We start from the raw sequence: 25393 nt of genomic DNA on the forward strand, positions 1-25393 counted from the left end.
TCTCGAGCTAAGACTGCGCAACGGTTGGTTCGATCTTCAACCCTGTCAGCCGGGCCAGTTCCGCGGCAACAGCATCAGGTTCGCGCAAATGGCGCACGGCCCTTTCCAGCTCTTCGACCTTTGATCCTACCAGAAAACGGTACCAAAAGCCCTGTAACACATTGTAGATCAGCCCCTCTCTGCCGTCCAGGAAGCCAAGGAGGAAGAGATAGCGATACAGAAAATAGGCTAAAGAGCTGATTTGGAATGGAATTCGATTGTAGAAGCTCTCCTTTAGGAAGCGTTTGATCGAGGCTTGTGAAGAGCTTCCGCTTCTTGAAAGCGCGGCGGTCGGCCTCATGAAATGCAAGCGCTGATTCAGGACCTCGACAGCCTCACGTGTGGCATACCTGTTGTGCTTGTCGGTAAAACTGGACAGGCCGCTCAGGTTGTGATCAGCAAATCCCCCTTGGAAAGTCACCGTGCGGCCGTCTCGAACAAAGATGTGCTCATCCATCCAGCGATCCTCGATCTTGCCGTAGCCGCGCCGCCAAATGCGGGTCATGACGAGGATTCCTCGTCCGCCGTACTTGATGGTTCGCTCCATGAACACGAGCTTTCGCTTGAGGTTGACGCCGGTTACTTCGGAGGGAAGTGTTGGAATCCGAGCACGGATCTCCGCGACAAGATCAGCCTCAATGTACTCGTCAGCATCCAGTCGCATCACCCAATCACTTCTTATGGGTGCGTTGTCGAGAGCCCACTGAAATTGCTTCGCCTGATTGACAAAGGGATTTTGCAGCACAATCGCGTTATGACGCTTCGCGATTTCCACGGTGCTATCGGTCGAGAAGGAATCGACCACGAATACTTCACTGGCGATCCCCGCAACACTCTCGAGTGCTCGGTCGAGGTGTTTTTCCTCGTTGTAGGTGAGGATGATGACGGAGAGCATGGTTGAGCCTACCTGCCCGCTGCAAAAAAATCGTCAAATATCGCGCGATGCCGGGCAGGGTTCACGGCTATGAGATTGAAAGAATGCTCGTGCGCCACCCCCCGAGTGACGGCATCGAATATCTGATATCCCGATGACGACAAAAGAGTCTTCACGCCGTCGAAGTTCTGAGGAAGAACCTCAATGAAGATTATTGGGCTGTGCTCTCTAAAAAGCTGCGCTCCGCCATTGATGACGGACTGCTCGGCTCCTTCGACGTCGATCTTGATGATATCAGGAGCGCGCTGCCTCTCCTCGTAGACGCGATCCAGAGTCGTGCATGGTATGATGGAAGATTGCGCGGCACGACCCATCACTCGTTCGATGTTTGCATCCTGGACGATCGTGCCCTGCTTTCCGGTGATGGTGTCACGCTTGAACTCCAGCGTTCCAATCCGGTCGCACACGGCCAATTTCATCAGTTCGCAAGTCGAAAGAGATGAACGCAGAATTGTCTTTTCAATCGTTGCAACGTTGCGCTGATCAGGTTCGAACAGCAACGCTCGTTTGTTGGAGCCGGCCGATATGAATTCCCAGGTATATTGCCCAATATTGGCGCCGATATCCCAGAAGTCCTGCATTTCGCTCCGTCCAGAAATCAATCGAAATATCTCGCGCTCACCGGCTTCCTTGCCGCCAGCGGTCAGCATCTCCGTGAGGTTTTTGGATGACTGGAGATAAACAGGAAACGAGATATTCGGGAGCCGCCAGGGCAAGTCGAAATCAAGCAGCCCAATGGCGAACTCTCCCAACCGGCTCGCCCGCAGGCTTAACAGACTGTTGCGCCAATTCATCGCCGACATGCCCTCGTGTGAGTAGTTGCAATCGATTTATTCATCGACCCCTGCCGAGTACTTCGACGGCCGATGCCCGCATCCTGAGGCGCTTGGCTGGATTTCCAGCATATATCGTCTGCTCTTCGAGATCTTTCATCGTCACCGCTCGCGCACCTAGAACCGCGTATGCGTGTACTGTAACGCCAGGACCAACGAAGGCGTCCGCGGCCACCCATGCGTGGGATTCTACGCGGATCGGTTTCGTCACCAATGCGAAATCAGGGTCGTCCACGTCGTGAGTCCCTGCGCAGAGATGGGCGCCCTGAGACACGAGCGCGAATGGTCCAAGCGTGATGTTGTCCATGCAATAACAGGTTACGCCGGGCCCCAAGCAGGCGTAGTCGTGCATTTCGAGATTGGGCGGATACCAGATCTTGACCCCGGGATAAATCTTGGCAGTTTCAGAAATCCTTCCGCCGAACAGGCGCACCAGCATCCGCCGCCAAGCATGGAGAGGAGTGGGCGTCCAAATTCCTAGCAGGAGCCAAACCACGTTCCAGATGGCGCGCTCCATGCGATGGCGCAGCGGATAGGTCGCGCCGCCAGCTTTAGGGCTTGGGTTCATTCGACTAGCGGATTTCATGGCCGTCCAATCCTGCGTCGACACGTGCGTCGCCGGGAGCACTTACCACCTCCGTATACAGAGCGGTCAGCTGGTCGATGACCGATGCCTTGGAGTAGTGCTTCCTGAGAAAGTTCTGTCCATTTCTGCTGAGTTCAACTCGCTCTTGCACCGTCAACAGGGATGCAGACATGAGGCTCTCGGACAACGAGCTGGCGTCCTGCTCAATCTGGATCGCAGCACGATCAGCAAAGGCGGCACTCAGGTTGCATTCCTTGGTCATGAGGACAGGTTTTGCATGCGCCCATGCCTCCAATATCGCCATTGGAAGTCCCTCGCTTTTCGACGGCAAGATGAAGAACGTAGCGGCGGAGAGCGTACTGGCCTTGGCGGAGCCATATTGTGGGCCCGCGAAGTGTATATTGCCTAACTCCATTTGCAATTCAGCGACGAGAGGCTCGAAGCTTGGCAGATGATCCACCCAACCGCAAAAAACGAGCACCGATCGTTGACGAAATTCTGTGCTCTTGGCGCAGGCTTGATGCCAGGCGTGGCAAAGCTCCAGGCAACCCTTCTTCTCGTGTATTCGACCGAAGTAGAGATAGACATCACGTTGATCGAACTCCGGCCGCCACCATGCGGGGCGTGTCGGTGCTGACGAGGTCAATTCGACCTCCACGTAGTTCGGGATCAGCCGTACGGGTGCGCTCTCAACCACCTCCCTCACATCCTCGATTTCCTTTTCCGTCAATACCTGGAAGCAGGAAGCGCGACGCAAGAAGCAATCGTGAAATAGTAGCGAGACGATCCATTTCAGTAACGGCGAGCGCCGCCGTATCCATTTCTCCAGCATGCCATGCGGGGTGACGACGTATCTTCCCCCGGTGATCAGCGACCACGCCAGAACCGCAGCGCAGTGAAACATCCAAACGCCGTGCACGTGGACTAGGTCAGCGCGACTGTTGAAGAGACCAAGCAGAAGTCCGGGCGAGAAACCAAAATTCTTGGGACCCACGCGTTGGTGTGCTCGCACTGGCAACTGTTTCCAACGCCAAACGTCTTGTTCAAAGAAGTCGTCCGCCAAGGTCGCAACCTGCACATGGTGTTCCCGTTCAGATAGGCCTAAAGACGCGAGTCTTGCGACCTCAGAGACACCTCCTCCTGTGCGGGTTACGGATGGAGTTACGACGAGGATGCGCATGATTTGAACAATATCACTTAGATCACCGGCTGTTGTAATCACACTCTGCTGGGTCTGGTGTTCCCGCGTAAGGAGTTAGGCTTCTGCACCATTGGCGCTCTTCTGCCGAGGAAGAAGCTTATCGCTGCCAGAAATATCAACTCGAGACAGCAGAGCGGAGCATTGGCCCCGAAAGGGCCTCTGATTAGGATCGGGATTGCAGCCATGTAGATAAAGCTGCGAACCTCAATTCCGTTGATCAAGTGCTTCGTCGCAATCCCGGTTTTAAGGATTATCAGCGCAACGAGAGCCGCACCCATCACCACGCCCAACATTCCGAAATCGGCGTAGAACTCGCCAGCAAAAAACATAGATAGGTTTGATGTGCCGGCGATCTTTGCGTCGACGAGCTCGACACCCATATCCTGTGCTAGAATTGTGGGTTTACTTGTCCAAATGGCTCGCGGGACGAAGAAAAGGAGCATTCCCAAAGTCTTCTGGCCGAAGAAATAGTCGCTGTGCTCAAGATATTTGATCTCATACGCAAGCATGTCAAAAACGTCGATGTAAGGAATACGAAAAAACGTCTCTTGAAGATCTATTGCGGAGAGTGCGTCTCTGCCAAGGCCGAACCTGCTCGTCAAACTTAGGACCGGCATAAGTACGAGGATCGATGCGAAAATTCCAGCATAAGCTTTGATGCTACCAATTCGCCCCTTCACGAACACGAAGAATACCGGCAGCCACGCCGCGACCAAAAAATATCTCGCAGTGTTGAATGGGTTTTGAGAGACTACGAGCAGAATAATTGCAGGTGCTATTGCGAATACAGTAAGTGGCGATTTGTTCTCGCTTCTATAGATCGCGGCGATGACGGCTGTTGAAACGATTTGGAGTGCTAGAAAGACGGCGGCAACGGCAGACGCTTCGTCTCGCAATTTTTCCGCTCGCGAAGCGAGGACGTTGCCAATGCCTCCGGAGAACAACACGAATCCCATGAAGGCGCCCACATTAACTATCAGTAAAAGTATCGCGTCCTGAGACTCCATGGTGAGCGAGGCGGCCCGCGAATGCTGTGCGGGTGTCTTGGCGATTTGTCCAATCACTGTCGCGACGGAAAAGAAAAGAAAAACGAGAGCTGACGTCTCGACCAGTTCGGCGTCCGAGAAAGGTATGCCGACTACTGGTCCTGTCGACTTGCCTATGTAGCCGGCTCCGATCGCTTGGCAGGGGCCAATGACAAAGAACAGGTAGACAATCAGCCAAAGCATGTCTTTGGCTACGAAATGTGGCTCTTCAATCAGATACAGGTTTAGACAACAGAGCAAAAAGAGTGGCAGCGTCAACGCGATCGAAAAGGGCTCTGCGACAAACATGCAGTTGAGCAGATAGTATCCCGCAAGAAAGCTGATCCTCATCATTTGCCGCTCTCCGGGGGGCAATTCGTTATGGCAGCTATGCCGGCGGCAAATTGGTCCGAGTCGGCGAGCGCGGCGGTCGAGGTCGCGGCAGTGGCAAAGCGGCGATAGAGCGGCTCATTATTGGCAACTTGACCCATAAAATAGGCGATTCCAATAGGGTTGTCCGGCTCGACAACGAATCCATTTACGCCAGACCGCACGAGGTTATCTCGCGCACCGCAATTGTCGGACAAGATCACTGGAACGCCCATGGCTTGCGCCTCGATGACGACATTGCCAAACTGTTCCTCAATACTGGGCAGCAGGAGGGCGAGCGTCGAGCCCAAGAGTTTGGCCACCCCATCCGTTTGCAGGAACCCGTGAAAGGTTACGTAAGGCGAAATCTGAAGTCTTTCCGCCTGGGCCTTCAGCTCGTTCTCTAATGGGCCAGATCCGCAGAGGTGCAAATCGCGTGGAAACTCCGACGTGCCTCGGTAAAGGGCATATGCCTCGAGGGCAGTCGCAATGTTTTTCTTGGGTACGAAGCGTGCGACCAAGGTGAAATGTCGCTGGTCGAACGGAATGCCACCAGGTGCTGGCTCCAGTCCCGAGAGCTTGCGGATCCTGTCGATCGAGAGCGTATTGTATTCGGTGCTTATCTTGCGCTCCGGGATTCCAAGGAAACGCATGTAATCCCTCGCCCGTTTGCCGGACGAGATGCCCCCGCCATAGGGCAGGTAGAAGAAACTCTTAGCCACTTCCCGCCATAGAGTGCGTTGATAGTCGTCAAATTTGGAGCATCCCATCGCGTACACGCGCCGGCCGAGAGCGCGCAGGCAGACAGCCGCAAGAAAGGTCGCCGGATGATCATAGTGGCAAAGAAAGATGTCGGTAGATTTCTCCTTTATACAAGCCGACACGATCTTGCGCGCTCGCTCGACCGTGCCGATCGTGCCGAGCTGCTTTTGGGGGAATAGCGTAATCTTTCGAAACTTGCTTCCTGTTTCCGAAAGCCACTCGTAGACGTCGCTCTCGCTACAGATTTCGATGCCGACGACCTTGCGCTTACCTGCAAAATGCGCGGCTACAGCATCGACGCGGTCGACGTGCATCGGACCGAAATTGTCCCAGACGAACGCAATGGAATGAAGTGAACTCATCGACTGCCCCAAAGGGTCGCCTTCGCTACGGCCTTCAATTCGGTCGCATTAAATATGTTTTGCTTCGAGGCGGCCCGCAGCACGGCAAGCAGTGAAATCGATTCATTAAGAAGGATCACGCTGCCGAGGCCGGTCAAGCCGAAGGCCATGGCGACTGGCGCAGCTATCGCGATCGAGCACAGTGAGATAGCTAGCAACGACCAAGAAACGTTCGTATGAGAGTTCGATGCGAGGAGTAGGTTTGATAAGTAGTACCAAAGCCCATGCACTACGGTCGCGGTTGAGATGATTCCAACCAACATCCAGTCAGGCTGAATGTGTCCCTGGGTCCACAAGCTGATTAGTTCCGGACCGATGACAGCTAGCAAAAGAGCACCGGGCATCAAGATCAGCGCGACAGATGCGAAGTTGAGCAAAATAATCTTCTGAAGTGTGCTTCGTTGTTGCCTTGCTCCGGCGGCTGAAAGTTCGGGCATGGTCGCTCTATTTATAGTGCCTACGAGTTGCACGGTTACGCGGCTTATCGTCCGAACGGTAGTCAGCATGGCCGCCGCAGAGGCGGAGACGAGTAAGCCGGTTACGAGGACAAATCCCTGCAAATTTATCGCCAGCGCTGCGGGAATGGCCATTGCCGCTACGGCTGGCAGAAACAGCCGTCTTAACTCATCGAAGCTGCCGTGAGCAAATCCGACCCGTAGCCACGGCACCAGGCGCTTGAGTGCGCGATGCATGATCGCAAGATTGAGAAGGCGAACGAAAACCATAATCAGTGCGCAGTCCAGAAAATCTGAGCCAAGCCTGGCTGCAACAAGCACGCTTAGTGTTTCTGCGAATGCGATAATTTCGAACAGCAAAGTGCCGCTCGCATAATTTTGTGTTGCGCGAAGGCTAACAAGAAAGATGCGCGCGTTCATGACTACGGCAGAATATAGAACAAGTATCAATATGGTCAGTTCGTGATCGGACGCCGCGCGAAACTGAAGCGCTCTTGCACCTTCGAGTGAAGCGACTGCGATGATTAGCAAACCCAGGCTGACGGCATTTACGAGGAGCCAGATGCTTTGAAACGTTGAAAGGGCCTCCTGCTGCTCGCCTCGTGCTGCCTTCATTGCTATGTCGCTGCCGGCGGCTGAGCCGAAGCCGAGATCCGAAAGAGCGAAATAGGTAGGTATCGTGGCAAGCATAAGCCACACGCCATATTGCTCCACTCCCCATGCGCTAGATAGAATTGGTACGGACAGAAGTTGTCCGACGGCCGACATGCCAATTCCAACTATGTTGGCAAAGGAAGCTTGCGCGATGCGACGTCTGATAGACATCAGCTAAATTGATCCGTTGCACAGCTGATAAGTCGGGGCAGACTTGCAGGTGGCTTCCACCAATTCGGGATCGCGCAGAAAAATCGAGTTAGCCCGACCAGGAACAGATGCGCTTAATTGTCGTCTTATTGGATTGTAGGCAAATAATCTAAAGCCGTGATATTCCATGTTTTGGAATAGCTGTTGATCGCTGACGCCGTATTTGTTCCCAGCGCTGTTTGTTTCCATGATAACGGCTCTGAGAGTCGGGTTTGCAAGCGTCGCTTGCGCCCCCTCCAAGACGGCAAGCTCGTGTCCTTCGACGTCGATTTTGAGTAAGCTCGCTGAACGTCCGTAAAGAATCTCATCGAGGGATCGCACAGGCACTGCCACTGTTTCCATTACTTCGCCGGGCAGAGCTACACGGTTCATCGTATCGAGAGACCGCGTAAATCTCAAAGATCCGCTCTCCTTCGATACACCCAGATTGAGCAGTTCTGTGCGACCTTCCATCATGTTGAGGTGAACGTTGTTCCGTAGCCGTCGAAACGTATTCGGAATAGGTTCGAGGCTTACGACTTGTGCGCCGACTGTGCCGGCAAGTAGCGTGTAGCTCCCCACATTGGCGCCCACATCGACAAAGGTATCGTCCGGTCGAAGTGAGTGAAGCAAAAAGCCCATCTCGCTCGGCTCGTGAAGGCCGCAATACCAGTTCCCTGTTGCCCCGGTCATGCCGCGCTCTACGAGCAATACCGTTTGATCAACGAAGGGGAGGGTTGACCCGGCGGGCAGAACACGAGAGGCAATCTGCCACTGAAAGAAGCGGCCGAGCCCTTTGACCGGCCCGAGCGGTTCCCGGCGGTTCAACGGATGTGTCGCGATCCACTTCAGCAAATTCAGAATGTTCATAGTCCAACGGATCATTAAGGATTCAGAAGGCTCAGGCGGCAGGCCCCGGTATCCCCCGGCTCTATTCGGCGCCGTCAGTGCCATGGCGCGAATATCAATAGGCTTTGCTTTGCCCGAAGGTGCTCACGGCTGTTCTGAGGATGATCCTCACATCCAACCACAAGCTCCAATTATTGATGTACCACAGATCATGCTCCACGCGCTTCTGCATCAGCTCGAGCGTGCGGGTTTCTCCGCGATAACCATTAACCTGGGCCCAGCCGGTGATGCCGGGCTTGACGTGGTGGCGGAAGGCGTAGTTGCCGATGATCTGCTCATATTCGGTGTTGTGAGCTGCCGCGTGCGGGCGGGGGCCGACCAGCGACATGTCGCCCTTGAGCACGTTGAGGAGCTGCGGCAGCTCGTCGATCGAGGTCTTGCGCAGCCATTTGCCGATCGGCGTGACGCGCGGGTCGTCCTTCTGCGCCTGCACGATCGTCGGGCCGTCCTCCAGCACGCGCATGGTGCGGAACTTGAAGATCCTGAACGCGCGCCCGCCAAAGCCGTGGCGGGTCTGGCGGAAGAACACCGGGCCCTTCGAGGTCAGCTTGATCAGCAGCGCGGTCACCAGCATCACGGGCGCGAACACGAGCAGCGCAAGGCTCGCGCCGATAAGGTCGAGCGCCCGCTTGAGCGCGCGCTCCTTCCAGGACAACGGCGCGCGGCGCAGCTCGGCGGTGAAGGTGTTGCCGGTGCCGGAAAGCGGATAGCGCAAAAAGCGCGCCGTGTTGGCGTCCGGCACCAGATGCACCGGAACGGGGAGGATCTTCAGCACGTCCAGGATGCTGTCGATCGCATGCTGCCGGCTCCAGTTGATCAGCAGGAAGACATGTTCGATCCGGTTCTCGCGCGCGTAATTGATCAGCTCCTCGAAGCGCGGCGCCAGCGAAGAGAGCAGCAGCGGCGAGGCGAGCTCCTTGGCCGGGATCTCCATCACCCGCATCAGGCGGTAGCCGTGCTGGCCGAGGTCCTCGACCGCGTTGGAGGAGGTCGCAAGGCCGAACTCGGCTATCATGATCGCACGGCCGTTGGCGAAGGCGCCGGTGCGCAAGGCATGCGCGGTCCAGCGCGCGGCGATCATCTTCCAGGCGAGCAGAACGGTGAGGCCGACCAGGTAGAACGAGATCGTGGTGCCGCGCGAGAACTCGTCGCTGACCTTCATCGTGAAGGCGATCGCCAGCAGCGCGCCGAATAGGAAGGTCCAGGTCGTCAGCGTCATCCGGAACGTGCGCGGCAGGTTGGTGACGGCCTTCAGCCGGTAGCCCTGCTGCACCAGGGTCAGGAGGATGAAGTTGATCGCCACCAGCACGCTCGCCGCCGCATAGACATCCGCCTTGCCGAGCGTGCCCGCGGTCACGAGATGATAGCCGACCGCGCAAGCAATCCCGCTGACCACGATCAGCGCCGCATCCACCACGGCCATCAGCCGCTCGACAACCGCAGGCCGCAGCCAGCTCGGCGCAAACCCTTGTGCAAACCCTTGGGCCGTCTCCGCGACGGGCTCGACCACACGAATTTCCGTCGTCGAATCAGCGACGGGCACCGGCCGAGTGGAAAGAATTGTCATCCTGCCAAACCCATTGACGCAAAATTCATTTACTCGAACAAGCCGTGCTATCGATCAAAATCGCTGTTAGAACAAGGCGAAGGAAAAATTAACCTTACCCCACAAGCGTGCATTGTAGTCCCATCTCGCCCCGACTGATATGTTAAATTTCACAACCCGTTAGGAAGTCCTCGTTGCCTCGCACCCAGTCCCGGCGGCGGCCCCGGCCGAGCGGGAAGCGATATCTCGCCATTGGCCTTGCGGCCGTCGCCTTGGTGGGAATCGTGCTTCTCCTTCTTCGTCCCGATGCGGCCCCCGTACGAGCTCCGACGGCGTCCCGGCCCGTCGCAATCAAGCTCCTCCTTGATGGGCGAGATGGCGCGCGGTTTGCCGGCGAGCTCGCTGCAGCGAGGCAGGGATATTTCTCCTCCCGCATCGAGGTGTCGGCGCAGCCCGAAGACCCTGACTTCGTCCAAACCATTGCACGCCAACATGCCATCGGCGTGACGAGCGGCCAGAACTTCCTGCTGGCGAGCTGGCGCGGCGTTCCCGTCACCGCCTTCGCTGCAAGCTTCCTCGATACCTCTGTCGCGATTTTCACGCTCGAAAGCTCGGCCTTGCGGCGGCCGGCTGATCTGGTCGGAAAACGGGTCGGATACCGCAGGGCGAGCGAGGGAGACGTCGTCTTTGATGCCATGATGGCGCAACTCGGGCTTCCCCGAAGCCAGATCACCAAGGTCCCAGACCGCGACAGCTTCCAAGCCCTGAGGGCCGGGCAGGTGGATGCGATCATCGCCGCCATCGACGAGCAGCCCGATCCCTCCAGCCCGACCTTCGCGAAGCTGAACGTCATGAAACCGCAGGACTACGGCATCCATGTCCCGGGCCAGGTCTATTTCGCGAGCAATGATCTCATCCATGACCAGCCGTCCGTGATTGCCGACGTCCTTCAAGGGCTCATTCGAGGGTGGCAATTTGCCTACGCGGACTATGCACGGAGCGTGCCCGTTCTCGCCGGCGCCGGCCCGGCCAGGCTGAACTCCGAGCGGCTGAAATTCGAGCTGCAGCAGCAGCGCCCGCTGGTGCTGCCGACGGGCGGCCGCATCGGCGACTACGACGAAAGCCGCTGGCGGACGCTTCGGGATATCCTTCTCTTCGCCAAGCTCGGCGAGGAAGACGTGCCTTTGGCTCAGACGGTCAACTACCAGTTCCTTCGGGATGTGTACCGCCGTTCACCCGACCTGGCAGCTCCGGGCGCCTGGAGCGAGGAAAAATAGGACCAAGAAGCCACACTTGCGCGCCATATCGTCCCAAAGGGCCCTCGGCCGCCCCGGCATCAGTTGCATTTCGGGCGGTGGCCTTGGTAAAGTTGGTTCACTATTTGGGCTAGTCGCGGAGTGGCTTTACGGACCGTGACGTTGGTCGGCTGGGATCTGACAAGCACGAGTCGGGGATCAAATCCGCAAGGGCGCGAGGAGCTTTTTGGATGTTTAAGACGTTGATGCGAGCAGGTCTTTTGGCTGCAACTGTTACCTTCTGCGCAGCGAGCGGGGCGAGCGCCGCAATGCAGATGCCCACGCCGGCAGCCGTGCTCACGGGCGAGAGCCAGGTGACGCCTGTTACGTTCTGGGCGCAGCCGTATCCATATCGGTATGTGCCATGGCGTCGTTGCCCGTTGGTGCGCGTCGAAACGCCCTATGGCTGGTACATGGACCGGGTTTGCGCACCTGTCGGTCCTGTTCTGCGCCGGGCGTACTGAGGTCGAAGTAAGCCCGAGCGGCGGCTGCCGTTTTTCAACGATCCTTCAAGGCAGTCGCAGAGCTGATGCGGCTGCCTTGCTCTTTTTTGTTTCATTGTGTGCTGATCATTTGTGCGCGCGGCGCAGGTTCACCATGAATATCTTTGTCGGGCCGGGACAGGCTGTCGCATGGTGAAGATTGTGTTAGCAGTTTGGCGGGGCTGCATCGGCAGCGTGATTGCGTAATGACCGGTCGCCGGATCTCGCCAGAGCGGTGGTGATCGGGTCAACCGGATGCTGATTGAGGATACGATGACAGGGGCTTCAACCTACGATCTCACGGGCAAACGTGTCTTCGTCGCGGGTCATCGCGGCATGGTGGGATCAGCTGTCGTCCGCAGGCTTGCCTCAGAGAACTGCACCGTGCTGACGGCCGATCGGCGTGAGCTGGATTTGACAAAGGATGAGCCCACCCTGAGATGGCTCGAGGCCAATCGTCCAGAGGTCGTGGTTCATGCCGCTGCAAAGGTCGGCGGTATCGCTGCCAACAACAATTTCCCGGTCGACTTTCTCTGCGACAACCTTGCGCTGGAATTGAGCGTGATCCGCGCAAGTCACGCGGTTGGTGTGCAGCGCCTGCTGTTCCTCGGCTCGTCCTGCATCTATCCCAAGCACGCCAAGCAGCCGATCGCCGAAAGCGAATTGCTGACAGGTCCGCTGGAGCCGACCAACGAGTGGTACGCAATCGCCAAGATTGCCGGCCTCAAGATGTGCCAGGCGTATCGTCGGCAATATGGCGATGATTTCATCTCGGTGATGCCGACCAATCTCTACGGCCGCGGCGACAATTATCATCCGGACCACAGTCACGTCCCCGCAGCGTTGATCCGACGCTTCCACGAAGCCAAGATCGCCAATGCGCCCAGCGTCTCCGTTTGGGGCACCGGCACGCCGCTCCGCGAATTCCTCAATGTCGAGGACTTTGCGGATGCCTGCGTTTTCCTTCTGAAGAATTATTCAAGCGACCTGCCGATCAATGTTGGCAGTGGCGACGAATTGTCGATCGCCGAATTCGCGACAACGGTCGCGGAGGTCGTGGGCTATGGAGGCAAGCTCGCGTTCGATACCTCCAAGCCTGACGGAACGCCACGCAAGTTGCTCGATAGCTCGAGAATCCGAGGACTTGGCTGGCAGCCGAAGGTTGCTCTGCGGGCCGGCCTCGCGGCGGCCTACGCAGATTATCTTCAAGGCTACGGACGTCATCTGGAAGTCGGCGCAACGCGCTGAGCAGACTACCTAGATTGCTAGAGACTTTTTTTATTCTGAAGTTTGAATTGGGGCGGGCTTTATGCGTGTTCTCTTGGTCGGCATCAATTATGCCCCCGATCTGATCGGCGTGGCGAAATATAACGCCGAGCTCTGTGAAAGTTTGGCAGCCGAAGGTCATGAAGTCAGAGTGATTACGGCGCCCCCCTATTATCCCGCCTGGAAGATCCCTCCTGCGTTCAAATCGTCGTACTTCAGATCGAGAGATATTGACGGTGTTCGAGTAACGCGTACGCCGATTTATGTGCCCGGACATCCCTCGGGCGTTAGACGGCTGGTCCACCACGCTTCATTCGCGCTCACGAGCGCGGCGCCGGTCCTGTTTGAGGCGCTATCCTGGCGGCCTGACGTTATGATCGCTGTCGCGCCATCGCTGATGTCGGCTGCCTTCGTCTCGTTCGTCGCTCGTCGCGTCGGCGCCAAATCATGGCTTCACGTGCAGGATTTCGAGGTGGATGCGGCGTTCGATCTTGGTTTGCTGCGCAATCCTTCTCTGCGAAAGTGGATGCTTCGAGTCGAAGCGGCGATCCTCCAATCGTTCGACAACGTTTCAACCATCTCTCAAGCAATGGTGGAGCGCTTGAGAATCAAGGGGCTGGGGCCCGACAAAACCGCCGAGGTGAGAAACTGGATTGACACCACCGCGATCTGCCCGGGCTCTCGAGCGACCAAATACCGCCAGGAACTGAACCTGGGCGACGGCGATATCGTTGCACTCTATTCCGGAACGATGTCCAACAAGCAAGGCCTCGAGCTCGTGATCGAGGCTGCGATTGGTTTAGAGGAGAGTCATCCGCATATCCACTTCATCCTTGCAGGCGAGGGGCCTCATAAAGGGAGGCTCGAGCAGCTCGCCGCCGGACATCGCAATGTCCATTTTCTCGGGCTTCAGCCTGTCGATAGCTTCAATCAACTGATGGCCACGGCCGATTTTCATCTGATTCCACAGAAAGCCGAGGCCGCCGATCTGGTGTTGCCCTCGAAACTCGGCGCGATCTTCGCATCTGCGCGGCCGGTCATTGCAATGGCCGAAGAAGGCACCGGCCTCGCGGCCGAAGTCACGAAGGCGGGTCTTGTGATTCCACCGGGAGATTCGTCGGCTCTCGAACTTGCGATTTGTCAGCTCAGTGAAGCGCCGGCCCTCCGTGAGCATTACGGCGAAGAAGGAAGAAGGCGAGCCCTCGATCGTTGGGATCGACGCACGATCGTGCGTCGGTGGTCGGACGCCATGACAGGCCAGGGCAATGCGACTGGGAAGAATATCGGCCTGAAAGGCGCTGCCGGCGACATTGGGATTCCGGTGGAGGATGCCGTTCGGTCGCCTTGATGCATTCGATCGCAGTTTGGACGCGATGATGTCGTCCGAAAAAATGAGCGCCACCATGGGCGCTCATTTGCTTGGCTCGGTCGCCTTGCTGGCTGATCTACAAGAACTACTCGTGGCGCGGATAGTATCTAAACCCGTGCTGCTTGATGAGTTCGTCGCGTTTTGCGGACTCGAGATCTTCCTTCATCATTTCTCGAACCAGGCTTTCGAACGACGTCTTGGGCTCCCAGCCGAGCTTCTGCTTGGCCTTTGATGGATCGCCAAGAAGCGTCGCGACCTCAGTGGGGCGGAAATAGCGGGGATCGACGGAAACGACACACTTGCCGGTCTTGGCGTCATATCCCTTCTCATCGACGCCGCTCCCTTCCCAGCGAACCGTCATGCCCACTTCGTTTGCAGCGACATTGACAAAATCTCGGACCGAATGCTGCACGCCTGTCGCAATCACGAAATCTTCCGGCTTGTCCTGCTGCAGCATCAGCCATTGCATTTCGACATAGTCACGCGCGTGTCCCCAATCGCGCAGGGCGTCCAGATTACCCAGATAAAGCCGCTCCTGCAGGCCCAAATGAATGCGCGCGAGAGCCCGGGTAATCTTTCGGGTGACGAAGGTTTCGCCCCGGACCGGAGATTCGTGGTTAAAGAGGATGCCGTTGCAGGCATACATATCGTAAGCTTCGCGGTAATTGACCGTGATCCAGTATGCGTAAAGCTTGGCGACTGCGTACGGTGAGCGGGGATAGAAGGGCGTCGTCTCCTTTTGAGGGATCTCCTGGACCAAACCGTACAGTTCGGACGTCGAGGCCTGATAGAAGCGCGCCTTCTTCTCCAAGCCTGTAATGCGCATGGCCTCAAGGATGCGGAGCGTGCCAAGGGCGTCGGAATTCGCAGTGTATTCGGGTTCCTCGAATGAAACGGCAACGTGGCTCTGCGCCGCCAGATTGTAGATCTCGTCTGGCTGCACTTGGCCAACGATCCGGATCAGGCTCGAGGAATCCGTCAGATCGCCATAGTGAAGCCGGAACGGTGGATCGGGCTCGTGCGGATCTAGATAGAGATGATCAATGCGATCCGTATTGAAGAGGGAGGTCCGGCGCTTGATGCCGTGAACCTCGTAACCCTTCTGCAGAAGGAGTTCAGCCAAATAGGCGCCGTCCTGGCCGGTGACGCCGGTAATAAGTGCTCGTCTCTTTGTCATATCGATCCCAAAATGGAAATTTGTGCTTACACGAAATTGACTTGGTTAGGGAGCGTGAAACAGAGCGAAAATCAAGCTTAGATTAACAGCGTCTGGCTCAAGCGGTGGCGCCAAAGATGTCCCCAACAGAGTACTTGCGAGGTGCGGCGGCCTTCCAGTCTTTTGCCGTAGCTGGACTACCAAGCGTTCAAGCCGCGCGGAAAAAGCTGGATCGGGTCCGATGACGGCTTTCAGGCATGGCCCTGTAGTTGTCCAGAAGACTACCTAGAAGGCAGCGACTTCCCGTGTCCACCGTCGTGGATCCGTGCCTGACTCCGCCCGCACGATAGTGAACCGATCCAGCGCGTCGATGAGCGGCGTCACCACCGGGCTTAGATTGTCGAGCACAAGGAGAGCTCTTCCCTCGCGCACGAGCAGCACGAGGTGGTGCTCTCCGGTTGCTCGGATGACGACCTCTGCAAGAAGGAGCGCCGAACTGGGCCAACCGGAACGCAGCAGCAGATGTCGCTTGGTGACGGCGTAGTCGCCGCAGTTGCCTTCGTAAGGGAATATCTGCCACTCCGCGTCACGCCGACTTGCAGGCGGATCTTTCGGCGCTATGCCGAAATTCACCGTTGAATTGATCTGGGCAAGTTCCCGCCAACGTTGAATTGAGGAGCGGAAATCTCGGATCCTTCGATCGTCGTGACGCTGGCAATCGTCAGGATATTGAATGCAGAATTGTGAAAATGACAGCGGTGGCGTCACCGCCTGGGATTCGTAGTTCGAATAGGCGGGCTGGCCGCACACGCAATACATCATGGCCAGCATGCGGAGCGCATGTCTGATCATCGAAAGTTCGCCTGACATCCTTGATTGTTAGGCGAAGTATATTGCGGTGCAATGGAAGCGCTATGACAATTATGAGGCAATTTATGCCCATTCGTGCATCAGGGCGCGCGCTCGATCTCAACGGAGTGAAGGCCCACGGTGCAGTCCGTGGCCTTGAACATCTGCAAGATCCAAAGACATGTAAGCCGTCTGCTCCTGCTCTATCACGTCGCCGTTTGAGGCCGCTCACCGAATGAAGCTAGGGTCCATGCAACGCCTCATTTGAAAATCCTCCTCGCCGGAACGTGACGTCGCTTGGCTGACCTTTGCGCGCAGCAATATTGGCAAGGTCTGCCCTTCTTGAACGTCGAAAGTTGTTGATCTCCTTCAGCAACATCAAGCGTCGAAGCTGTGCTCCGTTCAGGAGCGATTCAAACAGCGCAAGGATCTCACGCGCCTGAACATAGACCTCCATGCTGATAGCGTGTTGATCAAAGCCGTACGATCGGAGACGGGCTTCGATGTCGAGCGCCGCAGAAGCGTCCAATTGCCAGTCCAGGGCATTACCGATGGTGTAGATTTCGGCTACATCCTGGAAGTCCGGGGCAATGCCTGCCAGATCGACGCGGCGAAGAGTCATCTCGACGGCCTTTTGGCGATAGGTGCTCAGGAGCCTATGCCGCAGAATCCGGTAGCGTTGCATCTCCCAGGAGAGTTCTGCGATGTCGATAGCGAGCAGCCATTCGATGGCAGACTGGGGATCGAGGTCGCTGAAGATGACAGTCTGAAGAGCCTGATAGTGGTCGATGTTCTCTCCGGGAAGAAGTTGCGGCGGAGGGCACAGCGCCTCGAATTGAGGCGGCAAGACGCTCTTCGATTGCGGTTGATGAAGGTTGATAGGACCATTCATTGACCTTGCGCCTCCGACCGCGGACGCGATGGCGGTACGGCAACTGTTGCTCCGTTCGCCAAGTGGAAGGGACTAGCGTCCCAAAGCTCCTTCGCTATTTGCAGAGGCGAAATTTGCAGATTGGCCCACCAAGCCGTCTCGTTTCCGTGCCGATGCAGGGATTGGTGATGGGACCGGCAAAGCGGGACGGTAAACTCGTCGCTGACTTTTCGGCCCAAGGTGCGCGGTTGAGCAAACTTCAGGTGATGCGCGTCGGCAGGGGTCTTCTGGCAAACCAGACACCCCTGGCCGCGGATGAACGCGAGGTGATCTTTACTGCGTCTCCGAGGCGGCTCTTTCGGGAAGGCTAGGCCGACCTGTTCTACGGAAGTGGCATTGGCGGGCACGTGAAGGTTGTCGGATCTTTGCGAAGGAAGTTCGCCCGGTAAGAGCTGTCTGACCGTTAACGCGGGCTGCTGATCTGCTACATCAAGATCGGCAAGGGCGGCTTGCTCGAACCTCTTCTGGTAGGCCTCCTCGAGCACGCGAGCGTCCACCTCCACGAGAGTGTTCTTGAGGGGAAGGCTGATCTTGGCCCAGACGAGCAGGTCCTCACCGCCTTCCCGCAGAGCAAGCTCGCCCAACAGCCGGTCCAGGAGCTCGGCGGAGCGTTCAGGGGGTAAGACCGCGGGCCGGTTGAGAACGCCCTTCGGAGCTTTTCCCTTCGAGCCAGGCGCGGCCTGCGGCTCGGTGGCGGCTGGAGGGCCTGTGACAACATCAGGGGCGTCCAAATCATCCTCTCCCGCTATCCCAACCAGGGCAAAGAGGGCATACCGGCGGGCATAAGTCAGCGCCGCGCCCATCCGGTGCGGCGCATCGACCTCCTTGCTGGCGCAGACCGGTAGGTCCGAGGAGATCCATTCGCCGGAAGCATGGGCAAGCAAGGTGGTGAGATGGATCTGTCCGGTGACCTGCTCGATCCGGGTGGTCTGGATGGTGGCGATCTCCTGCTGGCTTAGCGTCTTGCGGACGATGTCGAGGCCCGAGGCCAGTGAAGCGTAGCGGAAGGTCCGATCATCCTCCCGCGGGAAGGGAGACCGGATCACGGCGGTCAGCGTCTTCTCGGGGTTCGTCAATTCGGCTTGGGCCCGGGCGAGGGCGGCAGCGATGGTCCCGATGCGCTCACTGGACTGATGCATGGGGCTCCTCCGTCGCCTGAGCCTCGAAGCTGATCGCGCCGGACTTGGAGCGCTTAGCCTTGATGCCATGGCCGGTCGCTTCCTTGACGTCCTCCGGCATCAGTTTTTTCAAGTCGGCTTTAGCCGACTCATGCTGCCCGTGTGCGTCGCGGGTTCGCAGATAGGTGGCTGCCAGCTCCGCCCACTGATTGGACGAGGACATATCAACGACCTTGACCGCCTCCAGCCGCGGGCGGGGCGTCTCGATGTTGAACAGCACGGGCGGCTCGCCGCTCTGGACACAGCGCCAAAATTTCTTCTCGGCGGTGAGCAGGAGATGTTGGTAGAGCGGGTCGGCATGGATCTTGATCTCGACCCATTTGCCGCCGCCGGTGATGATTGAGAGCACCGCATTGCGGGCGGCGATGACCCACATGTTATGCTGCAGCTGAGCCATGTGCTTCTCGGCCGCAGCTTCCTCCGTGAAGGCCCAGGGCAGCATGAACTTGGCTTCGAAGACGGCGCCGGTCTGTTCGACGGTCCCATCCAGCGTTGCTGCCATCCATTTGTGAACTGGGTGACGGACACGCTTCTGGATATCCTTGACGGTGTGACCGCTCGCGCGTTGGTACCAGGCACGGTTCAAGACCTCAGTGACCGTGCCGAGCTGGACAATGAGATTGTCCGAGAGATCCTCAGGCTCTGCTTCACCGCGCTTTTCGCGCCAAAGGCGGATGAGGCTCTCCTGGTCCTCCCCCATAATGATGCGGGCGTCCGAGCCGCCAATGAAATGCCGCCGGTCGTTCGGGTTGAACCTGATGATTTGATGTTGTGGCCCGGCCGGGCCGTCACTCTGTACGCTACGCACTGGTATCTCCTACTCCAGAACAGCGGCGCTCTTCGCCGCACTGCCTGAAGCCCCGCGTCCGCGAGGCGAGATACCGGCGCTGCCATCGCGTCGGGCCGACTCAGTAACGCTCCAATTGCAGCGTAATGCCAGTCCTTTTTGCAGCAATCTTGCTGCTCATGTTGCCGCGAGATTATTGGCGATGATCAGCAAAGGGAAAGCCCGATGAGCGGACTGTGTAGGACGCGCCCTCGCTCGAAACTGACAAATCGAAGCCAAAACGGGCGAGGGGCAAGTACCAAAGAGCGGGGGCCGGCCTTTGGTCTCAAGGGCTTTCGGCGGGGTTCGGCGGACTCTCCTCCTGAATGCATGGAAGCCACCAACCTCCCACGGTCGGCTCTGTTTCTCGACCTGCGGCTTGAAGTCGTAGCTACTTCGAGGGAAGCGTCGGGACAAGAGCAAGATCCGAGTAGAAGGCGGCATGGCATCAGAACGAAAAATCACAGCGAACCGATCGAACGCCAAACGGAGCACCGGTCCTAAGACCAACGTCGGTAAGGCGCGGTCGAGTCGCAATTCCCGTCAACACGGTCTCTCGCGTCTGAACTTAGAAGGCGATGTGAGCTCCAGCGCATTGGCCGGCGCCATCACCGTGGGTCTGGCGCAACAAAGCTTATTCGAGGTGGAGAATCTCGTCTGGGGCACTCTTTGGCTCGGCCGCATCCGACAGGCCCGCCATGATATGCTTGTCGCGTTTATGGAAAGCCCGAGTCCGAGGCTGGCGAAACGTCTTGCCGGATTGGAGCGCTATGAGAAACCGATCCGGGCCGCGCGACGGCGGGTCCTGAAGCGCTGGCTGAAGCAGGAATGACAAAGAGGGGAGGACGTCGGCGTTTAGAGAGCTTGTCGAACCCACGTCCTGTTGGCTCGCGAACGGTGAGGATCTCCATCTTGCTCAATCGTGCGCCATTCGAGCAAGGAGCGTGGCGGCATCATGAAGCCGTCCGGCTTCGTAGATTAGTTGCTCAATATCCATGGAGACCCGAACCGCTTCCGTTACACCACCTGCCTCCGCACACGCCTGTGCCGCCTTGGCGATCTGCTCGGCCGCCTTCAGCTTGGCGTGGATTTCCCCAAGGCACGCCTTAATCGCAGGTTCGAAAATTTGCGCTTCCATGGATGGGCGAACTCCGTTGAGAGGTTGAGCGGCGGAATGGACGCTCCAATCGACGCTGAAGTCCAGCCATTTTCGAGTCAACCTGGGCGCGCTCGGAGGACCGGAGGCGCGCATCGTTGCATCAGCCCACCTATTCCGCCTTGGCCCGCAGAAACCGCCGAAGTAGCTTCAGCGGATCAGCCCCAAGCGCCTCTGCGATAGCGATAAACTCGATGACATCAAGGCGCCGCTCGCCGCCTTCGTACTTGGCTACGAAAGACTGCGGCTTGCGGAGCTTTTTGGCGAGCGCCTGTTGGCGGATGCCCGCTTTATGTCGCGTTGCGACAAGAAGGGCCATGAGGCGGGCATACTCGGCGGATTTGAGGGACTTTTCCATTCGCCGCCGGGCAGGTTTCGATTCGGCGGCGGCCAATGTGATCCTAGGATGGGATTATCCCAAAACAGGATAGAATTAACTCTCGTATGCGAAGCTGGTTGGTGGGGCGCTCGGTTGTGCTGGACTTGTGCGGCCAGCGGAGCGCAATGGCGGGGTATGGCTGACCTCAAAAGGAGATTTAAAATGCTCGCTGAACTGCATCACGACCCGCTGACACCTCACTCCCGCGCCTCGCATATTCGGGAGCAGGCGCTCCTTCATCTTTTTCTCGGGCAGCTCATGGCCGCACGCTGGCAGCAGGGCCGTCATGACATCGAGGTGCTCACCAGCGAGGTGGACCGGGGCGGCTACGACATCGTGCTGGAAGCCAACGGTATCCTCCGGCACGTCCAGCTGAAGTCGACGTTTTCCGGCTCCAGCGTCCGCCACGTGACCGTCAGCACCCGGTTGCTGGAAAAGCCCAGCGGCTGCGTCATTTGGCTTGAGGTCGACCAGCGCACGCTGGCCTTCGAGCGCTACTTCTGGTTCGGCGGCCAGCCGGGAGCGCGGCTGCCGGATCTGGGCTCGAAGGTCAGCCGGCATACGCGCGGGGATAGCAGCGGGCAGAAGCTCGAACGTCCCTTGCACCGCGACCTTGGCAAGGCCTGCTTCGAGCGGGTCGATAGCACGGAAGAGCTGCTCGCCAGGCTGTTCGGTTAGCTCACCGCCCAGAGAGACCGCCCAGAGAGAAGGGCGGCCCCGCGATCCGGAGTTCGGTGCTGCGGCCGCTCGTTCTCCCAACAGGCGTCTGAGTCTTGAGTCAGGCCTGCCGGCTTGCGGACCGCGCGCGGGGCGAACAAGGGCAAAAAGTCGATAGGCTCTTAAAGGCCCAGGGAAGGCCGCAGAGAAGATTTGCACCCTGCCCGCACTCCGACAGGTCCGAAATCCTTTAAATGGCGCCCAAAGGTCAAATGTTTGTGGCGCGTCTATCGAATTGGGCCAAAGAATACTCAACAAAGACAAAGCTTTAGCGGGGTGCTGGGGACGAGTGGAGATCGTAATTTTCGTGCAAGGGCGGCCTGCGGCTGCGAGGGAAAGCTCGCCTCGCGCCCCTGCGGGTAGAACGCGGGATTGGCACAAGTTATGCTATAATTGGCTGATACATGGTCGTGGAGCCAATTTGATGCGTCAGCTTCCCAAAAAGCTACAGCCGCCTGCTTCCCAGTTCGAAAAGCCCGCCAAGGAGCGTTTGATCGAAACCGCCGACAAGCTGTTTCGGCTGCTCGGGATCAGGGCCGCCCCAAGCTTGATCGCTCACGAGGCGCATACGAACATGGACACCTTGATCAAGTATTTCGGCCATGGTGATCCGTTGGCGGGTCAATTCATCAAGTCGTTGATTGCGGAGTGTGAGGACTATTGGCGCGGTCTCGCCGCGGAATATCCGGACGATCCTGAGGCACAGCTGCGGGAGTGGCTTGCCTACGAGGAGGATCAGATTGGTTACATGATGGAGCCCCGGGTCTTACTTTCGCGCACGGCGGCGGAATTGTTCGAGCCTCGCACGCAGCATCCCCCGCTGTTGAGGGCGATCGAAGAATATTGGCAGGCGGAGCGGCGGCGGGTGGTCGGGCTGTGTAAGGCCGCAAAGCTGCGCGATTCCTTGGAGCTCGCAGATAAGCTGCTTCTGCTGGTGCACGGCGCACGCAACGAGCGGGGGGCTTACGGGCGCTTGACTCCGAGTCGCGTGCTCCAGAAGGCCGGAATCGAGCTTATGATCATCCACGGAGCTGCTGATAGGTTCGCGGCCGGCCACCCCGATTTGGATTGAGACTGAATATGACCAAGACCAATGACGCCGCAGTGGTCGTCTTCACCTCGGAGACGCGGCAAGAGATCCTGCAGAACGCGGGGTCGCGGGGCTGGGTCCTGAGTTCGAGAAGCGTCAAGCAATGCCCCTACCTTGTCTGCTGCAGGCGGCAGGACTGGAACAACAAGGCCGAGGGCATTTCGGCTCGGTCGGCATTCCTGGTCGGCCGGATTTCATCGCTCGTGCCGCTCGATGCATCCCAAAACTCGCGAGGGCAGGCTCGTTTCCACATCGGGATTTCGGAGTTCGCCGACATTGCTGTCGCGGATGCATGGCGCAGGGAGCTGCGCAACCCCATAGCCTATGCCAGCCTGAAGCAGCTCGGCATTGAGCCCAAGCGGCTCAAGTTTCAACCGTTGCCCGACGCTCGGCCGACCGGTTCGGATCCGGCGCGGGCAGGGCTGACCATCGCCGACGCGAAGAGGGCGTTGGCTGCCACCTTCGGCGTGCGCCCCGAGGATATCGAGATCACCATCAAAGGATGACCCGATTAACCAATGGCGCGGTCGTGGGCCATCTATCGAGAACATATCTTTGAAGTATATGGATACAACGTGATATGGTTGGGGCCTGTCGTATAGAGAGGCCACATGAGTGATTTCCATATCGAGCATCTACCGCTTGCCGAGCTGAAGCCGAACCCCGCCAACGCCAGGCGGCATCCCCGCAAGCAGCTGCATCAGATCGCCGCCTCGATCCGCGAGTTCGGCTTCAACAGCATCGTGGTGGCCGATGAGGAGGGCATGATCCTGGTCGGCCATGGCCGCGTCGAGGGCGCGCGCATGGCAGGGCTGGAGCGGGTGCCGGTGCTGCGGGTCGGCCATTTGACGGCCGCGCAGAAGATCGCGTTCTCGCTGGCCGACAACAAGATCGCGCTAAACTCGGACTGGGACATGGATCAGCTGCGCGAGCTCTGGCGCGAGTTGATGGGTGTCGAGATCAACTTCGATGTGGAAGTAACCGGCTTTGAGACCGCCGAGATCGACCTGCTGGTGGACGGCGAAGCCAAGCGCGACAAGCCCGACCGAGGCGATCTTGTTCCTGACGTTCAGTCAGATCCGGTCTCGCGGCTCGGCGACCTCTGGATCCTGGGGGAGCATCGCCTGCTGTGCGGTGACGCCTGCGATGCCGAATCCTTTGCAGATTTGATGGATGGCGAGCAGGCGCGCCTGGTGTTCACCGACCCGCCCTACAACGTGCCGATCGATGGGCATGTGAGCGGGCTCGGCGCGGTCAAGCACCGTGAATTCAAGATGGCTTCCGGCGAGATGAGCTCCGCTGAATTCGCTGCGTTCTTGGCCATGGTGTTCGGCAATATGGCGGAGGCGAGCGTTGACGGCGCAATCCATTTCATCTGCATGGATTGGCGGCATATGGACGAGGTGCTGAAGGCGGCCGGCGGCGTCTATTCCGAGCTGAAGAATTTGTGTGTCTGGAACAAGAGCAACGGCGGCATGGGCTCGTTCTACCGCTCCAAGCATGAGCTGGTGTTCGTCTACAAGGTGGGGCAGGGGCCGCACGTGAACACGATCGAGCTCGGCAAGCACGGCCGCTATCGCACCAACGTCTGGGATTATGCCGGCGCGAACAGCTTTCGTTCGGGACGGGACGCCGAGCTTGAAATGCACCCGACGGTGAAGCCCACGGCGCTCGTTATCGATGCCATCAAGGACTGCTCACGTCGCGGCGACATCGTGCTCGACCCGTTCTCCGGATCCGGCACGACCATCATGGCCGCGCAGAAGTGCCGCAGGCGGGCGCGCGCAATCGAATTGGATCCGCTTTATGTCGATGTCGCCATCCGGCGCTGGCAGGCTTACACCGGGCAGGTTGCGACAATGGCGGTGACAGGGGAGACCTTTGCGGAGATTGAACGGCGTCGCAGTGACCCGTTGCAATAAGGCCGTTCGAGTCCAATCGGTCCGAGTGACGGCGAGCCGTCTCAAACCGACCTCCGGCGCTTCTTTGAGATTGTGGTGCGTCAGGAGGTGCACATTTCTCTTGCAAATTCCTCAGTCTGATCTATGTATATCCCAATTGGATATACATAGAGGCGCGCTGTGACCAATTCTACGGTATTCACCAGCAACCGCAGCCAAGCCGTCCGGCTTCCAAAGGCTGTCGCCTTTCCGGCGAATGTGCATCACGTCGATATTTTGAAGGTCGGTCGGAGCCGCATCATCGTGCCTCAGGGCAAGCGGTGGGACGATTTGTTTGAAAGCGGCCCGCGGGCCAGCGAGGATTTCATGGTCGAGCGCAAGCAGCCCACCGTCGAGGAGCGCGAGCCGCTTTGATGTTGACCTACATGCTAGACACCAACATCTGCATCTACGTCATGAAGAACTACCCGGTCGACCTGCGCGAAAAGTTCAACTCGCTCGCCGAGCAACTCTGCATCTCCAGCATCACCCTTGGCGAATTGCACTATGGCGCGGAGAAGTCCGCGCGCCGCGCGCACAATTTGACGGCTATCGAGCATTTTGTGGCCCGCCTTGAAGTGCTCCCTTTCGCCGAGAAGGCAGCGGCACATTACGGTCAGGTTCGTGCGGAGTTGGAGCGTGCGGGAACGCCTTGCGGTCCGCACGACATGCAAATCGGCGGCCATGCCCGCAGCGAAGGGTTGATTGTCGTCACCAACAATATGCGGGAGTTCGTTCGCATGCCCGGAGTTAGAGCCGAGAGCTGGATTTGATCGCGACTGCAAACCAATCGGAGCCACAGAGCGCGCGCTGCAATCGCGCCATGTCGATGTCGCGTCCGCCGCTGGCAGGCTAC

Annotated in this window: 26 protein-coding genes; 10 read left to right on the top strand and 16 right to left on the bottom strand. The window is 58.2% G+C overall.

Annotation, left to right across the window (positions count from 1 at the left end):
* Window positions 1-7 precede the first annotated feature (7 nt).
* The 9 genes from CVM73_RS08695 to CVM73_RS08735 are packed head-to-tail and all read right to left on the bottom strand — an operon-like array spanning window position 8 to window position 9867.
* Window positions 8-934 (bottom strand): glycosyltransferase family 2 protein, encoded by a 927-nt coding sequence (locus CVM73_RS08695; protein WP_100231583.1) that lies wholly within the window; start codon window positions 932-934, stop codon window positions 8-10.
* Window positions 935-942: 8 nt separating this feature from the next.
* Window positions 943-1776: an FkbM family methyltransferase gene (locus CVM73_RS08700; protein ID WP_100231584.1), complete on the bottom strand. Its 834-nt coding sequence runs from the start codon at window positions 1774-1776 to the stop codon at window positions 943-945.
* A 31-nt stretch (window positions 1777-1807) separates the two neighbouring features.
* Window positions 1808-2392, bottom strand: a complete 585-nt coding sequence (locus tag CVM73_RS08705) for an LbetaH domain-containing protein (protein ID WP_100231585.1) — start codon at window positions 2390-2392, stop codon at window positions 1808-1810.
* A complete protein-coding gene (locus tag CVM73_RS08710; RefSeq protein ID WP_100231586.1) occupies window positions 2379-3572 on the bottom strand; it encodes a glycosyltransferase in 1194 nt (397 codons plus the stop codon). The genes CVM73_RS08705 and CVM73_RS08710 overlap by 14 nt, the downstream gene beginning before the upstream one ends.
* 38 nt (window positions 3573-3610) lie before the next feature.
* Complete coding sequence (locus tag CVM73_RS08715; protein WP_100231587.1) at window positions 3611-4972, bottom strand: hypothetical protein; 1362 nt, start codon at window positions 4970-4972, stop codon at window positions 3611-3613.
* On the bottom strand, window positions 4969-6111 hold the full coding sequence (locus CVM73_RS08720) for a glycosyltransferase (RefSeq protein WP_100231588.1): 1143 nt from the start codon (window positions 6109-6111) through the stop codon (window positions 4969-4971). The genes CVM73_RS08715 and CVM73_RS08720 overlap by 4 nt, the downstream gene beginning before the upstream one ends.
* Complete coding sequence (locus CVM73_RS08725) at window positions 6108-7373, bottom strand: lipopolysaccharide biosynthesis protein (RefSeq protein WP_146006579.1); 1266 nt, start codon at window positions 7371-7373, stop codon at window positions 6108-6110. Before CVM73_RS08725 ends, CVM73_RS08720 begins: the two co-directional genes overlap by 4 nt.
* Window positions 7374-7433: 60 nt before the next feature.
* Entirely contained in the window at window positions 7434-8402 is a 969-nt protein-coding gene (locus tag CVM73_RS08730) for an FkbM family methyltransferase (RefSeq protein WP_100231590.1), read from the bottom strand.
* Between the two features lie 10 nt (window positions 8403-8412).
* A complete protein-coding gene (locus CVM73_RS08735) occupies window positions 8413-9867 on the bottom strand; it encodes an undecaprenyl-phosphate glucose phosphotransferase (protein WP_245452254.1) in 1455 nt (484 codons plus the stop codon).
* A gap of 320 nt (window positions 9868-10187) precedes the next feature.
* On the opposite strand from CVM73_RS08735, the gene CVM73_RS08740 reads away from it, so the two are divergent.
* The 3 genes from CVM73_RS08740 (at window position 10188) to CVM73_RS08755 (ending at window position 14294) form a co-directional block, all read left to right on the top strand.
* Window positions 10188-11180, top strand: coding sequence for an ABC transporter substrate-binding protein (locus tag CVM73_RS08740; RefSeq protein WP_245452255.1), 993 nt, complete (start codon window positions 10188-10190; stop codon window positions 11178-11180).
* 773 nt (window positions 11181-11953) lie between these two features.
* Window positions 11954-12928 carry a GDP-L-fucose synthase family protein gene (locus tag CVM73_RS08750; protein ID WP_100231694.1) on the top strand — a complete coding sequence of 325 codons (975 nt, stop codon included), beginning with the start codon at window positions 11954-11956 and terminating at the stop codon, window positions 12926-12928.
* A 61-nt stretch (window positions 12929-12989) separates the two neighbouring features.
* A complete protein-coding gene (locus CVM73_RS08755) occupies window positions 12990-14294 on the top strand; it encodes a WcaI family glycosyltransferase (protein ID WP_100231592.1) in 1305 nt (434 codons plus the stop codon).
* 106 nt (window positions 14295-14400) lie between these two features.
* On the opposite strand, the gene gmd is transcribed toward CVM73_RS08755, so the two are convergent.
* From gmd to CVM73_RS08780, 5 genes are all read right to left on the bottom strand, one after another.
* Window positions 14401-15492, bottom strand: a complete 1092-nt coding sequence (gene gmd, locus CVM73_RS08760; protein ID WP_100231593.1) for a GDP-mannose 4,6-dehydratase — start codon at window positions 15490-15492, stop codon at window positions 14401-14403.
* A 264-nt stretch (window positions 15493-15756) separates the two neighbouring features.
* Window positions 15757-16323, bottom strand: a complete 567-nt coding sequence (locus tag CVM73_RS08765; RefSeq protein WP_100231695.1) for a transglutaminase-like cysteine peptidase — start codon at window positions 16321-16323, stop codon at window positions 15757-15759.
* Window positions 16324-16561: 238 nt separating this feature from the next.
* Window positions 16562-17212: a hypothetical protein gene (locus tag CVM73_RS08770; protein WP_245452256.1), complete on the bottom strand. Its 651-nt coding sequence runs from the start codon at window positions 17210-17212 to the stop codon at window positions 16562-16564.
* The gene (locus tag CVM73_RS08775) at window positions 17209-18390 is read right to left on the bottom strand and encodes an ERF family protein (protein ID WP_100231594.1); all 1182 of its coding nucleotides are present in this window, start codon (window positions 18388-18390) and stop codon (window positions 17209-17211) included. The genes CVM73_RS08770 and CVM73_RS08775 overlap by 4 nt, the downstream gene beginning before the upstream one ends.
* Window positions 18374-19192 carry a YqaJ viral recombinase family protein gene (locus CVM73_RS08780; protein ID WP_430641293.1) on the bottom strand — a complete coding sequence of 273 codons (819 nt, stop codon included), beginning with the start codon at window positions 19190-19192 and terminating at the stop codon, window positions 18374-18376. Before CVM73_RS08780 ends, CVM73_RS08775 begins: the two co-directional genes overlap by 17 nt.
* Before the next feature lie 505 nt (window positions 19193-19697).
* Between CVM73_RS08780 and CVM73_RS39100 the strand changes: the two genes are divergently transcribed.
* Window positions 19698-20087 (top strand): hypothetical protein, encoded by a 390-nt coding sequence (locus CVM73_RS39100; RefSeq protein WP_146006580.1) that lies wholly within the window; start codon window positions 19698-19700, stop codon window positions 20085-20087.
* 84 nt (window positions 20088-20171) lie between these two features.
* Here CVM73_RS39100 and CVM73_RS08790 read toward each other — a convergent pair whose 3' ends face one another.
* Complete coding sequence (locus CVM73_RS08790; RefSeq protein ID WP_100231597.1) at window positions 20172-20393, bottom strand: hypothetical protein; 222 nt, start codon at window positions 20391-20393, stop codon at window positions 20172-20174.
* A gap of 130 nt (window positions 20394-20523) precedes the next feature.
* Window positions 20524-20805, bottom strand: coding sequence for a helix-turn-helix domain-containing protein (locus CVM73_RS08795; protein ID WP_430641292.1), 282 nt, complete (start codon window positions 20803-20805; stop codon window positions 20524-20526).
* A 147-nt stretch (window positions 20806-20952) separates the two neighbouring features.
* Between CVM73_RS08795 and CVM73_RS08800 the strand changes: the two genes are divergently transcribed.
* From CVM73_RS08800 to vapC, 6 genes are all read left to right on the top strand, one after another.
* Window positions 20953-21468, top strand: a complete 516-nt coding sequence (locus CVM73_RS08800) for a hypothetical protein (protein ID WP_100231599.1) — start codon at window positions 20953-20955, stop codon at window positions 21466-21468.
* A 463-nt stretch (window positions 21469-21931) separates the two neighbouring features.
* Window positions 21932-22579: a hypothetical protein gene (locus tag CVM73_RS08805; RefSeq protein ID WP_100231600.1), complete on the top strand. Its 648-nt coding sequence runs from the start codon at window positions 21932-21934 to the stop codon at window positions 22577-22579.
* A gap of 8 nt (window positions 22580-22587) precedes the next feature.
* Complete coding sequence (locus CVM73_RS08810) at window positions 22588-23103, top strand: hypothetical protein (protein WP_100231601.1); 516 nt, start codon at window positions 22588-22590, stop codon at window positions 23101-23103.
* 105 nt (window positions 23104-23208) lie between these two features.
* The gene (locus CVM73_RS08815; RefSeq protein WP_100231602.1) at window positions 23209-24519 is read left to right on the top strand and encodes a site-specific DNA-methyltransferase; all 1311 of its coding nucleotides are present in this window, start codon (window positions 23209-23211) and stop codon (window positions 24517-24519) included.
* Window positions 24520-24678: 159 nt separating this feature from the next.
* Entirely contained in the window at window positions 24679-24912 is a 234-nt protein-coding gene (vapB, locus tag CVM73_RS08820; protein ID WP_100231603.1) for a type II toxin-antitoxin system VapB family antitoxin, read from the top strand.
* A complete protein-coding gene (vapC, locus tag CVM73_RS08825; protein ID WP_100231604.1) occupies window positions 24912-25310 on the top strand; it encodes a type II toxin-antitoxin system tRNA(fMet)-specific endonuclease VapC in 399 nt (132 codons plus the stop codon). The genes vapB and vapC overlap by 1 nt, the downstream gene beginning before the upstream one ends.
* Window positions 25311-25393 lie beyond the last annotated feature (83 nt).

Source organism: Bradyrhizobium forestalis, assembly GCF_002795245.1.
GTDB classification, from domain to species: Bacteria; Pseudomonadota; Alphaproteobacteria; order Rhizobiales; family Xanthobacteraceae; genus Bradyrhizobium; species Bradyrhizobium forestalis.